The 15,443-nt window shown below is 41.7% G+C and carries 13 protein-coding genes; 5 read left to right on the top strand and 8 right to left on the bottom strand.

The genetic code is table 11. The features are described 5' to 3' along the window. Positions 1 to 191: 191 nt before the first annotated feature. The 7 genes from parC to PAARA_RS16690 are packed head-to-tail and all read right to left on the bottom strand — an operon-like array spanning position 192 to position 8,012. Entirely contained in the window at positions 192 to 2,492 is a 2,301-nt protein-coding gene (gene parC / locus PAARA_RS16720) for a DNA topoisomerase IV subunit A (protein ID WP_062570136.1), read from the bottom strand. Positions 2,493 to 2,502: 10 nt separating this feature from the next. Next, positions 2,503 to 3,603 (bottom strand): PQQ-dependent sugar dehydrogenase, encoded by a 1,101-nt coding sequence (locus PAARA_RS16715; RefSeq protein ID WP_062570135.1) that lies wholly within the window; start codon positions 3,601 to 3,603, stop codon positions 2,503 to 2,505. A 53-nt stretch (positions 3,604 to 3,656) separates the two neighbouring features. After that, entirely contained in the window at positions 3,657 to 5,546 is a 1,890-nt protein-coding gene (gene parE, locus PAARA_RS16710; RefSeq protein ID WP_062570134.1) for a DNA topoisomerase IV subunit B, read from the bottom strand. A 33-nt stretch (positions 5,547 to 5,579) separates the two neighbouring features. Then, positions 5,580 to 6,140 carry a YqiA/YcfP family alpha/beta fold hydrolase gene (locus PAARA_RS16705; RefSeq protein ID WP_062570133.1) on the bottom strand — a complete coding sequence of 187 codons (561 nt, stop codon included), beginning with the start codon at positions 6,138 to 6,140 and terminating at the stop codon, positions 5,580 to 5,582. Then, positions 6,125 to 6,907, bottom strand: a complete 783-nt coding sequence (locus tag PAARA_RS16700) for a metallophosphoesterase (RefSeq protein WP_062570132.1) — start codon at positions 6,905 to 6,907, stop codon at positions 6,125 to 6,127. The genes PAARA_RS16705 and PAARA_RS16700 overlap by 16 nt, the downstream gene beginning before the upstream one ends. Next, positions 6,894 to 7,352, bottom strand: coding sequence for a DUF1249 domain-containing protein (locus PAARA_RS16695; RefSeq protein WP_062570131.1), 459 nt, complete (start codon positions 7,350 to 7,352; stop codon positions 6,894 to 6,896). The genes PAARA_RS16700 and PAARA_RS16695 overlap by 14 nt, the downstream gene beginning before the upstream one ends. Before the next feature lie 27 nt (positions 7,353 to 7,379). Then, positions 7,380 to 8,012 carry an NUDIX domain-containing protein gene (locus PAARA_RS16690; RefSeq protein ID WP_062570130.1) on the bottom strand — a complete coding sequence of 211 codons (633 nt, stop codon included), beginning with the start codon at positions 8,010 to 8,012 and terminating at the stop codon, positions 7,380 to 7,382. Between the two features lie 152 nt (positions 8,013 to 8,164). Here PAARA_RS16690 and tolC point away from each other — a divergent pair, with 152 nt between their 5' ends. The 3 genes from tolC (at position 8,165) to PAARA_RS16675 (ending at position 11,166) form a co-directional block, all read left to right on the top strand. After that, complete coding sequence (gene tolC / locus PAARA_RS16685; RefSeq protein WP_062570129.1) at positions 8,165 to 9,505, top strand: outer membrane channel protein TolC; 1,341 nt, start codon at positions 8,165 to 8,167, stop codon at positions 9,503 to 9,505. Positions 9,506 to 9,605: 100 nt separating this feature from the next. Beyond that, on the top strand, positions 9,606 to 10,532 hold the full coding sequence (lpxL, locus tag PAARA_RS16680; protein WP_062570128.1) for an LpxL/LpxP family Kdo(2)-lipid IV(A) lauroyl/palmitoleoyl acyltransferase: 927 nt from the start codon (positions 9,606 to 9,608) through the stop codon (positions 10,530 to 10,532). A gap of 58 nt (positions 10,533 to 10,590) precedes the next feature. Continuing rightward, positions 10,591 to 11,166, top strand: coding sequence for a TcpQ domain-containing protein (locus PAARA_RS16675; RefSeq protein ID WP_062570127.1), 576 nt, complete (start codon positions 10,591 to 10,593; stop codon positions 11,164 to 11,166). Here the strand turns inward: PAARA_RS16675 and glnE are convergent. Then, entirely contained in the window at positions 11,155 to 13,947 is a 2,793-nt protein-coding gene (glnE, locus tag PAARA_RS16670; RefSeq protein WP_062570126.1) for a bifunctional [glutamate--ammonia ligase]-adenylyl-L-tyrosine phosphorylase/[glutamate--ammonia-ligase] adenylyltransferase, read from the bottom strand. The genes PAARA_RS16675 and glnE overlap by 12 nt on opposite strands. A 72-nt stretch (positions 13,948 to 14,019) precedes the next feature. Here glnE and PAARA_RS16665 point away from each other — a divergent pair, with 72 nt between their 5' ends. Both PAARA_RS16665 and PAARA_RS16660 read left to right on the top strand, forming a co-directional pair. Continuing rightward, positions 14,020 to 14,913: a DUF350 domain-containing protein gene (locus PAARA_RS16665; protein ID WP_062570125.1), complete on the top strand. Its 894-nt coding sequence runs from the start codon at positions 14,020 to 14,022 to the stop codon at positions 14,911 to 14,913. A 28-nt stretch (positions 14,914 to 14,941) separates the two neighbouring features. Then, entirely contained in the window at positions 14,942 to 15,406 is a 465-nt protein-coding gene (locus PAARA_RS16660; RefSeq protein ID WP_062570124.1) for a hypothetical protein, read from the top strand. Positions 15,407 to 15,443: the final 37 nt, after the last annotated feature.

The following is a 15,443-nucleotide window of genomic DNA, read 5'->3' as shown; positions in this document are numbered from 1 at the left end:
TATTTTGAGGCAATAAAACCTCGTTGATAGCAAGGCAAAAATTTCGTTATTTAGTTGCTCTAAATCAGAAATTTTTAACGCAGATAGCGACAGGTTTAATCCCTCAAAATGATTAAGTATTATTGCGGATTGGTATAATATTAGAACAATAATCTACCCCAATAAAAAAGGCCTGCTAAGCAGGCCTTGTATTATTCTGTTATATCATCAACCGATGGCTCCGTTATGTCATCGGTCTGTGTTATTTCTATTACAGCTTCATCTACTCGCTGTAAGCCACGTGGTAACTTGTTCCCTCTTCGTCCACGCTCGCCATGATAATGCTCAAGGTCACTTGGCTTTAAGGTTAATTTGCGCTTACCAGCATGAAGCGTAACACTGCTCCCCTCGGGCACTACGGCCAACACTTTTACAAACTCTTCCCTCGCCTGTACTTTCGCACCTGGAATAGAAATAATTTTATTGCCTTTACCTTTACCTAGTTTAGGCAAATCACGTAGTGGGAATAACAACATACGGCCTTCGTTTGAAATAGCCATACAATAGTCAGTGGCAATATCGGTAATACGAATTGGCGCAAGTAGTTCACCCCCTTTCGGAACACTGACCAATGCTTTACCATTTTTATTTTTACTCACGAGATCTTTAAAGTCACTGATGAAACCATAACCCGCATCTGATGCCATCAAGAGTTCTTGATTATCTTCGGCCATCACAACATGCTCAAAGTTAGCACCCGAACTTAAATTAAAGCGACCCGTCATAGGCTCACCTTGGCTACGTGCAGAAGGTAAACTATGCGCATCAGTCGCAAAAGCACGGCCATTTGAATCAAGGAATACCGCTGGCTGATTACTCTTACCACGCGCAGAGGCCTTATAGCTGTCGCCTGACTTATAACTTAAACCTTCTACATCTAAGTCATGACCCTTACCAACACGTGCCCAGCCTTTTTCAGATAACACAACCGTCACTGATTCAGAAGGGATTAAATCTTTTTCGCTCAGTGCTTTTGCTTCCAAACGTTCAACAACGGGTGAGCGTCTATCATCACCATACATGTCAGCGGCTTCTTGGATTTCTTTTTTCATCAACGTCGACATACGACGTTCAGAGCCCAGAATTTGCTCTAATTTGTCACGCTCAAGGGCAAGTTCATCTTGCTCACCTTTGATCTTGAATTCTTCAAGTTTAGCTAAGTGACGTAGTTTTAACTCTAAAATCGCTTCGGCTTGAATATCCGTAATACCAAAGCGTTCCATTAATACAGGTTTTGGCTTATCTTCCGTACGAATAATCTCAATGACTTCGTCGATATTTAAAAAGGCCGTTAGTAAACCTTCTAAAATATGCAGACGTGCAAGCACTTTATCTAAGCGATACTGTAAGCGGCGTCTGACTGTTTCACGGCGAAACGTCAGCCACTCAGTTAAAATACTCCGTAAATCTTTCACTTGCGGACGACCATCTAGGCCAAGCATGTTTAAGTTTACGCGGTAGTTCTTTTCTAAATCTGTGGTGGCAAATAAGTGCGCCATTAACGGCTCAGCTTTAATGCGGTTTGAACGTGGCACTATCACAATACGGGTTGGGTTTTCGTGATCAGATTCATCACGTAAGTCAGCCACCATCGGTAGCTTTTTAGCATTCATTTGTGCTGCAATTTGCTCTAAAACCTTTGCCCCTGAACACTGGTGCGGTAATGCTGTGATAACAATATCGCCCTGCTCTTCAGTGTAAATTGCGCGCATTTTAATAGAGCCGCGCCCCGTTTGATAAATCTTACGGATATCGTCTTTGGGGGTGATGATCTCAGCTTCTGTTGGGTAGTCAGGCGCATGCACTAACTCAAGCAGCTCTTCGATTTCAGTTTTTGGCTTATCAAGTAATAAGCAACAGGCACTGGCCACCTCACGCACATTATGTGGTGGAATATCGGTTGCCATACCCACCGCAATACCGGTCACACCATTGAGTAAAATGTGCGGTAAACGCGCAGGCAGTACCATTGGCTCATCAAGTGTACCATCGAAGTTGGCGGTCCAATCAACCGTGCCTTGACCAAGCTCTTTTAGTAGTACTTCCGAGAACTTTGATAAACGGGCTTCGGTGTAACGCATCGCTGCAAATGACTTAGGATCATCCGCAGCCCCCCAGTTACCTTGACCGTCCACCAGCGGATAGCGATAAGAAAATGGTTGCGCCATTAATACCATGGCTTCGTAACAGGCACTATCACCATGTGGGTGGTATTTACCCAGTACATCACCTACGGTACGCGCTGATTTTTTATATTTTGCCTGCGCCGATAACCCCAGTTCGCTCATTGCATAAATGATACGACGCTGTACAGGTTTAAGGCCGTCGCCAACATGCGGTAAAGCGCGATCCATGATGACGTACATTGAGTAGTTTAAGTAGGCGTCTTCGGTAAAACGCCCCATCGTTTGTTGTTCTATGCCTTGCATCAGCAAGGTATTTGTATCACTCATTAACGCTTACCTATTTTTTCTTAGCACTAACACGATAGATCACGTTAGCAAAGTCGTCTGAGATCAATAAGCTGCCATCTGCAAGCTCTGCAAATGCAACTGGGCGACCAAATGTTTCTTCGTTTTGCATAAAGCCTGTGATGAATGGGGTGTATTTAGTGATACGACCTTGCTCAACATTCGCTAGCATGACTCTGTAACCCGACTTTTTACTACGATTCCAAGAACCATGCTCAGCAACAAATAACTGCTCTTTGTATTTAGCTGGGAACTGCTTGCCGTTATAAAAATGAATGCCTAATGGCGCAACATGCGCACCCAGTGCGAGCGCAGGCGATTTGTAATCAGCAATATTTTTACCTTTACCAAACTCAGGATCTAAAATCGCCCCTGCGTGAACATAAGGGAAACCATAATGCGCTCCCTCCTCACCTTCACCAACTCGATTGATTTCGCAAGGCGGGATATCATCGCCCATCATGTCACGACCGTTATCACTGAACCAAAACGCATTTGTTGTTGGGTGATAGTCAAAACCCACTGAGTTACGAACGCCCTGAGCAATGGTTTTGATTTCTTTGGTATCAACATTAAGTGAAAAAATACGACCGTATTTGTCGTCTTCAGCACAAATATTACATGGCACCCCGACAGGTACAATTAACTCCCCTGTTGGGGCAAAGCTAATAAATTTCCAACCATGGTGGCGGTCTGTTGGGAATTTATCATACACCACCTCAAACTTAGGGGCTTTGAGGTGTTTATCAATGTCTTTAAAGCGAATAATACGTGACACTTCAGCAACATATAAATCACCCTCTTTTATTGCCAAGCCTGATGGCATTTCTAATCCTTTGGCAATAACAATTTTCTTATCGGCTACACCATCGCTGTTATGATCAATCAATGCATATACATTGCCTGCTTTACGCGAACCTGCGTACACAATGCCTTTTTTTGATACGGCAATTTGGCGTGCATTTTCAACATCATCGGCGAATAAGCTTACTTTGAAGCCTTCAGCAACCGTTAGTTTATCAAGAATATCTTCAGCCATTGCTGGCGCTGATAGTAAGCTCAGCGATAAAAATGAGGTCAGTAGTTTTTTCATTTTTCTTGCCCTTTAATTCGTTTAACAACCCTTAGGCTGCAAATGTACCTGTATTAAACTTGCGCGCGATTACCGTGATCTTCTAACCACTGACGGCGATCTGATGAACGTTTCTTCGCAAGTAACATATCCATCATTTCCATGGTTTGCTCTTCTTCATCGAGTGTTAATTGCACCAAACGACGGGTATTTGGATCCATCGTTGTTTCTCTTAACTGCAGCGGGTTCATTTCACCCAACCCTTTGAAGCGTTGAACATTCACTTTACCGCGTTTTTTCTCAGCTTCGATGCGCGCTAAAATACCATTTTTCTCATCTTCATCGAGGGCGTAATACACCTCTTTACCGATATCAATACGAAACAGCGGTGGCATGGCGACAAATACATGACCTTCTTTGATTAGCGCAGGGAAATGACGAACAAACAGTGCGCATAATAGTGTGGCAATGTGTAACCCATCCGAGTCAGCATCAGCCAAAATACAAATCTTGTTATAACGCAGACCCGATAAATCACTTGAATCAGGGTCGATACCTAGGGCCACTGAAATATCATGCACCTCTTGTGATGCTAAAATCTGTCCTGATTCGACTTCCCATGTATTAAGAATTTTACCGCGCAGTGGCATAATTGCTTGAAATTCACGGTCACGGGCTTGTTTAGCTGAGCCACCCGCAGAGTCACCCTCTACTAAGAATAATTCAGTACGGTCATTATCTTGGGCACTACAATCGGTTAATTTACCCGGTAACGCAGGGCCTGAAGTAATGCGCTTACGCACGACTTTTTTAGCCGCGCGTAAACGACGCTGTGCATTTGAGATACATAGCTCAGCTAATAATTCAGCGGTCTCGGTGTGTTCGTTTAACCATAAGCTAAATGAGTCTTTCACCACACCCGATACAAATGCAGCACATGAGCGCGAAGACAGCTTTTCTTTGGTTTGGCCAGCAAATTGTGGGTCTTGCATTTTCACCGACAATACATAGCTGCATCGCTCCCAAATATCATCTGGCGTTAACTTTACACCGCGAGGCAATAAGTTTCTGAATTCACAAAATTCACGCATCGCTTCGAGTAGACCTTGGCGTAAACCGTTGACGTGGGTACCGCCTTGTGCGGTAGGAATTAAGTTTACATAGCTTTCAGCGATGGATTCACCGCCCTCAGGTAACCACACAACAGCCCAGTCAGCGCCTTCAGTTGAGCTTGAAAAATCACCAATAAATGGTTCTTTTGGTAATACCTCAAAACCCTTCACCGCTTCAACTAGGTAATCTTTTAAGCCCGTTTCGTAATACCACTCTTGGCTTTCCTTGGTTTGCTTATTAGTAAACTTAATGCGCAGGCCTGGGCAGAGTACTGCTTTGGCTTTTAATAAATGATTAAGCTTGGTAATCGAGAAATTAGCAGAGTCAAAATAACTGGCATCTGGCCAAAAACGCACGGTAGTCCCTGTGTTACGCTTACCCACAGTGCCAATCACGTTTAAGTCTTCGACTTTATCGCCATTCTCAAAGGCCATACGAAACTGCTGTGCATCACGGCGTACGGTCACTTCAACACGCGTTGACAGGGCATTTACAACCGAAATACCTACACCGTGTAAACCACCTGAAAACTGATAGTTTTTATTAGAGAACTTACCACCAGCATGCAGCTTGGTAAAAATGAGCTCCACTCCGGGAATGCCTTCTTCAGGGTGAATATCTATCGGCATACCACGGCCATCATCAATAACTTCAAGCGAGTTATCTTCATGAAGAATGACATCTATTTTTGTTGCATGACCTGCCATTGCTTCATCGACGCTGTTATCGATAACCTCTTGGCCTAAGTGATTAGGGCGAACCGTGTCGGTGTACATACCTGGGCGGCGTTTAACGGGCTCTAACCCATTTAAGACTTCAATTGCTTCGGCGTTATAATTTTGCTGACTCATAGTTTTTATATCTTTTATGCGCTTAGCTATGTTTTACGTGATTTTAAGAAAATCTACAATACTTGCAAAGGTTTGTTCGAAGCCGATAAAACTATGATCGCCTCCAAATTCAACGTGTTGCTTACACTGAGAATAATAGTTAACCGCCTGCTGAAAAGGCAGTACTTCATCGCCTGTTTGCTGTAGCAAATAAATCAATGAAGGGGTGTCTAATTGCGACAAATATAACCTGCGCAATGCATCCATGTGACGAGTATCAAGTTCGTAATGGGTGTCTTGATACGGGTTATAGTTTGGCCCTAAATAGTTATCAAGTAACTCAAATGGGCGCACCGCAGGATTAATTACCACCGCGGGTATCGAATAACGTTGCGACAAATAGGTCGCATAAAAACCGCCTAATGAACTACCGAGTAATACAGTATCATCATTTAACAGTTGTTCTAATTGTAAAATTGCATGTAATGGCTCATGGGTTAATCGCGGCACTTTATAATCAACATCAAACTGAGCCATATGCTCACCAAAACGTACGGCTTTATATGATTGCTCAGAGCTATTGAAACCATGAATATAAATTACCCGTTTAGCCATACTACATCCGTTGTTAGCTGCAAGCTTTGTTGTTTATCAATATTTAAGTTAATCACACGAAACGCTGGCCCTAAATCCTCTTGCTGCCACGCCATAGTATGTTTAGTAAATTGTATCGAGCTGGCAGGTGTCGCAAACACCTTTAGATCACGGTAATTTTGCGTGTACTCATGGTGTACGTGACCATGAAATACGCCAATACATTGCTCACTATTAACGCAAACGTTTAAAAACTGCGGGCCATTTTCAAGCATATGTTTATCTAAGTAAGCTTGAATAGGTAGCGGGTTATGATGACAAAGCACCACACTCGGGATTTGCCCTATCGCTTCGCTTAATTCGCTTAAGTGTGTTTGTGTTACCCAACCTGCTGGAGTCGGGCCTTTCGAGTTTACTAAAAGCAGTTGTCCAGTTAAAAAGGTAATACGTTTACAGCTTAAAATTTGCGAGTTTGAAAGCGCTTTATATTCAGCAAGCTCATCATGATTCCCTGGTAGCCAAAACACAGGACAAGACAGTGCCGAATCACCAATAAGTTCAGCAAATAGTTGATACGATTTACTGCTGTGATCTTGTGTTAAATCCCCCCCAAAGATCACGCAATCAAGTTGTAAGTTTGCCATGGCTGCTAAGCAACGCGAAAAATACTCAGCGGTATTTACATTAAAATACTCACCTTGTCTGTCTTTTGATAAATGACAATCTGTAATGTGTGCAATTTTTAATGTTGTTTTGTCAAAATGATAAGCATCACTAAACCAAGCCATTGTTTACATCCCAGTGTAGCGCTGCACGACCGTTTTCTACACACGCAACAAGCCAGTCATACAAAAAAGCATTTAGTTGATACTTTTCGTCTTTTTGATGCATATTCGGATTCGGGTATGCGTAAGATGGCTTTATTCGTTGATGAAAATCGTGATGAACAATCTCAGCCACTTTTGCATCATGATACATACGCACAGTTAGATAAAGTGGGGTAACAACATGTAAGTTTCCTGTCTCTTGCGAGATAGAAATATCCATGGTGTACTTTGCTGTATCATCTATTTTAACTACAAACGTGCTATTACCGAGTTGCACTTTACGTACATGGCCTATTTGACGTTCGTTGGGAAGCAATTTGAGCGCACGCACGTAATTATGCTCACACAAAGTTAAATACTTAGGTAAGCTTTGAATGTAACGTTGTTCAGCTGTTACGTACGTCAAAATAATTCCTCATTATAAAAATGTAAGTTAAGCAGTTTGCCAATCAGACAGTATACGTTGCTTATTCAGTGCTAACCACTGTAACGAGATAACTGTTGCAGCATTGTCTATCTCTCCTTGCTCTAAGCGGAGCATGGCTTCTGTGTATGACATTACATGTGTTTTAATATCTTCATCTTCATTATCAAGACCAAAAATCCCCTCTTGGTATTGAGATAAGTCGGCGCGTGCTAAATACAAGTATAAACGCTCTGTTGTACCACCTGGACTTGAAAGATAAGACATCATAAACTCAAGCTCACCAAGCTCAATGCCCGCTTCTTCCCATGCCTCGCGTTTGGCAACTTGCTCATAGTCTGTGCTGCCATCAGCCATGCCTGCGATACACTCAAGTAACCAAGGAGACTGCTTAGATGCAAGTGCGCCGATACGCACTTGCTCAACAAGCAAAATCTGATCGGTTGCAGGGTCATATGGAAGCACCGCAACAGCATGACCACGCTCTAAAATTTCACGTTTAATCTCTACCGATTCACCTCCTGAAAATAATGCATGGCGAAAGCGATATAAATTAACTTTAAAAAAGCCATCATATGCACGTTCAACAGGTTTTAGATCAATATCATCATGATTAAACTGTGAGATTGCTGTTACTTTCATTACACTAATTCCTTTAGGTTTTGCGCTAAAAATTCACTCAATTATATTCTGTTACACTTGGACATGTAGATTTACGCATTTTTTTTTTGGTTATTCACTAAAAAAGAGTACCATGGTGACAGTACGAAAATTGTCTAAGGACTGAACGAATAATGAAAAAAACACTACTCGCCGCGCTGATCGGTTTTTCAAGCGCTTTGACTGCTACTGCCACTTACGCTGAAGATTTACTTCAAGTATACGAGATTGCTACAGCCAATGATCCTACCGTACTTAAAGCAAAAGCCCAAGCAGATGCGCAAGCTTATGAGAGCGATCGCGCGTTAAGTGCGCTATTGCCACAATTAGGTTTAAGTTTAGGGTACGAAAAAACCGACGCAACACTATACGAAGGCAACGATACAACCGGTTACATTGAATTTGACCGTGATACAGATGTATTTAGCCGCGGTATTAGTCTGAGCCAAACCTTGTTTGACTTGGGTGCGTGGAATTCATTAGGCATTGCTGATAAACAAGCTTTGCAAGCAAATGCACAGTACGACTTTGCCAGACAAGACCTCATTGTTCGTGTTGCTGAGGGTTATTTCAATGTACTTAGCGCAATTGACAACTTAGAGTTTGTACAAGCTGAAAAACGTGCAATTGAACGTCAATTACAACAAACAAAAGAACGTTACGCAGTTGGTTTAACTGCGATTACCGACGTACATGAAGCACAAGCACAGTACGACAACTCTGTAGCAAAAGAAATTGTTGCGAAAAACAGCGTTGAAACGGCCCGCGAACAGCTTCGTGAAATCACCGGTAAATACCATGCAAAATTAGACATGTTAAATACTGACACGTTTTCAACTGTTGCGCCTAACAAACAGTCAACCGACTACATAAAAATCGCAGAAGAGAAAAACTTAAACCTACAAGTGTCAAAAGTAACCGTTGATATTGCAAAAGATCAAATCGACTTAGCAAAAGCTGGTCACTACCCTAAGCTGACTCTAAATGCATCGTACGGTGATAGCCTAGAAGACTTAAATAACAACTCACATGAGCCTCGCACAGATAGTGCAAGAGTGGGGGTTAACTTTAGCCTACCTATTTATTCTGGTGGTGCAACTGTCGCAGCAACAGAACAAGCACGTGCATTTTATGTGGCGGCCAGTGAAGATTTAGAAGCAAGTCTGCGTGCAGTGACACGCTCTGTGATTACTTCTTATAACCAAGTTGTGTCAGATATCGCAACTTATAAAGCGCTACAACAAGCGGTTGTTTCAGCAGAAAGTGCGCTGAAAGCAACTGAGGCAGGCTTTGAGGTGGGTACACGTACAATTGTTGATGTATTAATCAGCACACAAAACCTTTATAACGCCAAAAGCAACCTTGCTAACGTGCGTTACCGCTATGTTGTTTCAACGCTGCGTTTAAAACAAGCGGCTGGCACATTAACAGCTGAAGATCTTGCGGCAATTAACCAAGGTTTAAAAGAGATTTAATTACTCTACTAAACTGATAGAAAAGCCAGCTAAATGCTGGCTTTTGTATTTTTAAAGACTTACGGTTAAACTAGCTTTTTATTTTTTTAGAGACTTTTCAGTGGTTAGTTCATCTCCTTTCAAAGCATCCTTTTTGGGTCCTCGTTATTGGCTTACATGGGTTGGCGTTTTCTTCTTATTTCTGATCTCTTGGTTGCCACATAAGTTTCAATTATTCCTTGGTAAATGGTTAGGTAGATTAGTTCATCGCTTTATGAAACGCCGTCGCCACATAGCAGAGGTCAATATCCGTCTATGTTTCCCAGATATGCCGGAGCAAGAACAAAAAGAATTAGTACTTAAGAATATGGAAAACACCGGTATCGCTATGATGGAAACAGGCATGGCGTGGTGGTGGCCCGAGTGGCGAGTAAGAAAGTGCTACGGGTCAATCAAGGGCCTTGAATACTTTGAACAAATTCAGCAATCAGGCAAAGGCGTTTTAATGCTCGTGCCGCACATTCTTCATTTAGAGATGGCGAGCCGAGTGATGGGGTTGAAATATCAAGGTATTGGTTTTTATCGCCCACACAATAATCCATTGATGGAATATTTTACGACCAATGGCCGTTTACGTTCTAATGAATTCTTAGTTGGAAAGCGTGATGTTAAAGGGTTGCTAAAAGCACTAAAAAATAAAAAGATTTGTTACTACTTACCCGATCAAGATTACGGACGTACCCGCTGTGAGTTCGCGCCATTTTACGCGGTAAAAGATGCTGCAACAACAACGGGCACACTACTTTTTGCGAACAGTAAACACTGTGAAACGGTTAGTCTTGCTAGCCGCCGCGATGAACAAGGTCGCTACCACTTAGAAGTGCTCCCGATTATGGAAAACTTTCCAAGTGGTGATAATCTTAATGACGTAACACGTGTCAATCAACGCATGGAGCAAGCGGTTAATAGAGCACCTGAACAATATATGTGGTTACATCGACGTTTTAAAACACGCCCTGATAAGAATGCCCCTTCTTATTATAAGTGAGTGACATTTGTTAAATTGTGTGGTTTTATAAATCTAAGCAACAACAAGAGTATTAGAAATGTGGTTTTGGGTTAAGCATTTATCATTAGCTATTATTTTAATTGCAGCAGCTCTTTATTTTTTATTCGGTAAAGGGCCTGTTATCGATATTAAAAATACTCAAAATGCCGCCGCACAGGGACTTTCTCGTTTTTATTCGTCGCTAAGAAATCAAGTTAACAGTAAAAATAACGAGCGTGATAAATACGTTCTTAAGTTAAAAGAGCCTGAAACAAGCCTCGATATGGCTCTGTTTGAACGGGGTAAGGTAGTCGAACCTTCATCTCCAAACTGGACTGGTGATGTATTACCACGTCGTTTTGAAAGCGGAACAACATTAAAAGACGTGTTATCAGACTACGCTCGAAATGAAGAAATTGAGCTTTACTGGTACCTCAGTAAAGATTATGTCGTTAAAGATCACTTTCGTGTTGATAGCAACTTTGTGTCCGCTTTATATCAAGTGGGACGTGCTATCAACGACGACTTTGAAAATGAGGTTTATACCTTCTTTTGTTTCAAGCAAAGAGCGGCTGTTATTACAGAGCTGCCCTCTCCTTACATACGCGAAAACTGCCGCCGCTTAAGAAGCTAACACTTGCTGCCACGCACTTTGTACCAAACTTATATGTTCTTTTAGCTCAGTGCGCGGCGCACATCGACCTTGCTGGTTTAAGCTCATGATATGATAACGTGAACGGTATTCAATGTAAGCAGCCACTAACTGATGTTGCATTTCAAAATCAATACAGCCAAGCTTAGCTGCATCCTCTAAAATACGAACATTATCAGGCCAAGTCGTTAACTCTTGATACTGCGGGGCATATCTTAAGACTAAATATTGAGTAATAAACTCAATATCAGTCATTCCACCTTGGTCTTGTTTTAAGTCAAATAATTCACTATTACCTTTAGCTAAGTGATTGCGCATTTTTTCACGCATTTCTATGACATCTTTTTTCAATTTTTCATCATCACGTGCTTGGCACAAAATAATTGCTCTGATCTCATCAAATCGAGAATGAAGCGACGCCTGTCCATAAATCATTCTCGAGCGAACTAAGGCTTGATGCTCCCAAGTCCATGCTTGGGTTTGTTGATAGTGATAAAAGCTTTCTAGGTTTATTGCCAACAGCCCTGACGCTCCTTCAGGCCTCAAGCGTGTATCAAGCTCGTACAAAATGCCAGATGCAGTGCGTGTATTAAATAGATGCATTAAACGCTGTGCTAATTTTAAGTAGAACTGTCTTGAATCAATCGCCTTATCGCCATCGGTATAACTACTACTATCATGATTATGCACAAACACTAAGTCTAAATCAGAGTCATAGCCTACTTCAAAGCCGCCTGTTTTACCGTAAGCAATAACCGCGAAGCCTTTTTCTTGTTCTGTGGTATTGGCTGGTTGTCCAAAGCGTGCAACACATGCATGCCACGCGATGTTCACAGCCTGATCAACAATCGCCTCAGCCAACGCCGTTAAGTGGTCGCTCACCTTCATTACATCAAGAACGCCTGTCGCATCCGCTGCGGCAATACGCAGTTGGTGTGTTTGTTTAAATTGGCGTAAGGCTTCCATTTGCAGCTCTAAATCATCGTATTCTATTCGAAGGAAGTACTGTCTTATTTCGTCTTTATACGCTGATAACGGAGTGGGTTTATAAAGTACTTGAGGATCAATCAACTCATCAAGCAAAATTGGGTAACGGGAGATGTGCTCACCTATCCATTTACTGTGACAGCACAAAGCGACCAGTTGATTTAACGCGCCAGGGTTTTCATATAAGAGTTCTAAATAAGCTGTACGAGAGATGATTTTATTCAGCACTTGGCAAATCATAGTGAATGCATCACCGCTGGCTTTACTCACTGTCAATTGCTTAAGCAGTAAAGGCATTAACTTATCAAGAATATCTCGCCCACGGCTACCAACTTTTGCTTTTGTTAAACGTGTTTTAAAGTCATCAAGTGCCTGTTGCCAAGCTAAATTAGCATCGTCTATCAAGGAAACATCGGCCATTTCCCACGCACTAATAAAGGCACTTTCACATGGATCAACATTGTCACTTTCAAAACCAATTACCTGCTCAAACTCACTGTGTATTGAGGCCATTGTTTCATTGATCGCTTTTAGGCACTCATCAAAGTTGGGTTTATTAAGCAGCACACATAAGCGTTGCTGGCCTTGCTCATCATCGGGCAATGTTTGAGTTTGCTTATCATCAAATATTTGTAAGTATTGCTCAATACGACGCAGCGTGAGGTAATTCTGCTTAAGCAGCGACGCTTCTTTAGCGTCAATAACCTGATTATTGGTAAGCTCTTGTAAGGCTGATAAAAGTGATTGTGTCTGTAAGTTTGCCTCACGGCCACCACGCACCATTTGCAATGCTTGCACCACAAATTCAACTTCGCGAATCCCCCCAGCGCCCAGTTTTATATTGTTAGTTAAACGCTTTCGGCGCACTTCTTGAGCAATCATCTGTTTCATTTTTCGTAAAGATTCGATCACCGAAAAGTCTATATATCGACGATAAACAAATGGCCTTAATAACTCATAGAACTCACCCCAATAGCTATTTTCGGCGCCTATTAAACGCCCTTTTAGCATGGCATAACGTTCCCACTCTCGACCTTGCTCTTGGTAGTAATCTTCCATTGCATTAAAGCTCATCACCAAAGGACCACTTTCACCAAAAGGCCTCAAGCGCATATCTACACGGAAAACTTGGCCATTAACGGTGGTTTGGTTGAGTGCCATAATTAATTTTTGCGCAACCTTAGTGTAAAAAACTTGCGCTTCAATAGAGCGGCGTCCACCTTGAGTAGCCACATCTATTGGGTAAGAAAAAATGAGATCAATGTCTGAGGAGTAATTTAACTCCCCTCCCCCAAGTTTTCCCATGCCTAGTACAAGCATTGGAATAGCATTTCCAAACGCATCTGTTGGCATGCCACTGACTTTTGCAACTTGTGCAAATGCCCATTGATTCGCACAATCAATTAACTGCTCAGCAAGTGCAGAAATATAAGCGATACTGTCTTCAATTGGGTTATGACAACAGACATCTAAGAACGCAACCTTAAGCCAATATTTCTCTCGGTATAATCGCAACTTGGCCATTGCTGCGGCATCATCTAACTCAGTAGAGTCGTTATCAGTCAGTGGCGGTTGCGGGTTACGGCAAGCCAATGTGCTTTCATCTAGCAACCAATCTTTCAAGTCAGGTTGAGATTGTAAGCAGCTCCAAGCGAAGTCACTCAAAGACAGTAATTTAGCAATCAACGGGTCTACAGGCTGCTCAGGGTACAAACCGTTAAAACGAGTTTGCCCTAATTGATAAAGCGCGTCAGGAAGCGGTTGTGAATTACTCATTAAATACTCTCTTTTAACTTATCAATAACCGTACTAGAATGATTATCAAAGAATTATTTAGCAGGGATCTGCATGCATTATTTATCATTATCTAACACTAGTTTAGTCGCGATTGCCATTAGTTTTGCTGTAATTTGCATAACCATAGTACTTCTACGTATCTTAACGCAAATTAAAGCAAAACAAGCGCTTAAAGAAGAGCTCGCACAACATGATAATTTTGCAATGGGGATTAGCTTTGCCAGTGAAATTCTCGTCGTGATTGCGACCATTGCTTATATTTTTGATGAAATCAGTTTAAGTGCAGCTCAATCAAACCCACTTAAGGTGGTCGTTTTAATCGCCTTGTTGTTCTCCTTCATTAAAGTGGGTCACCTCATTCATCGGAAATGGATTTTATATCGCTTTAACGAAGAAGCCGCTATTTTAAAACAAAATGTTTGTGCGGCTTTGGTTGACTCAGGTATGTTAATCGCAAACTGTATTATTAGTTTAGGCCTTTATAATTGGTGTCATACTCAAGGTTACAGCAGCTTACTAATAGCCACTGTTAGCTTTTTTGTGCTACAGGGCATGTTTGCTCTGGATAGTAAAATTCGCGAGTACCGTTTTGCCAAGGCTAACCAAGGGGCTTCTTTACAGAGCAATTTTAACCTTGAAAATACCTCTATTGGTATTCGTTATGCGGGTAAATCGATTGGTCTTGCCTTAGCAGGGTATGCTGGTCTTGCCAGTGCATCATTTATTAGTGGTAAGATGGTAGAAAACCTATTTACGCTAGTCTCTCATTGCGGTGCTATGTGGGTATTGTTATATGTTTTGAGTTATATCATTAAATATATTTCATTACCGAATATTAATACATCGTTAGAAGTGGATCATCAAGATAACATAGGTATTGCCTGTATCGAGTTTGCCGTTTACGGCGCGATAGGCTATCTACTAATTAGCATGTTTTCGATTTAATATGGAAATACATAATAAGTGAGGCAGTATGCCCTTTAAAGTTAATAATTATTTGCTAGTTGATGTCGACAATGAGTTTAGTCATGCTTTTACGCATCATTATTTTGCAGGTAAAGGCGGCTCAACGTTAGTTGTTGCAGGAGCGAATAGCCGGCACATGGTTAAACTGATGTTCGACGAGCTAATAAAAGATTATTGTTACTGCGACTTTAGTAATGAAATAAGTGTTTCCGAATTGGCAAGTTACCTGCATGAGCACCATGACATAAAAGGCGTGTTGATTAACCATACTGACTACCAACTTGCCGATGACGCTCAAAAATTTATTTACAACTCGCTGCACAAAGTACGCTTTTTAATACACCAAAATGAGCAAGGATTTAATTTTATACCTTGCCCAGACGCCGCTCATATAAACCATTTATCTTGCCAAACAGACATCGCTCAAACGACAGCCGACATTCTCACCTTAAGTGAAGATTTAAATAAATAATTGCACCCATCGCGCTGTATACTTACCATATTGCTAA

It is taken from the genome of Pseudoalteromonas arabiensis, assembly GCF_001550155.1.
GTDB classification, from domain to species: Bacteria; Pseudomonadota; Gammaproteobacteria; order Enterobacterales; family Alteromonadaceae; genus Pseudoalteromonas; species Pseudoalteromonas arabiensis.
Note: the sequence above shows the minus strand (reverse complement) of the source record. Positions and strands in the feature narration are given on the sequence as shown.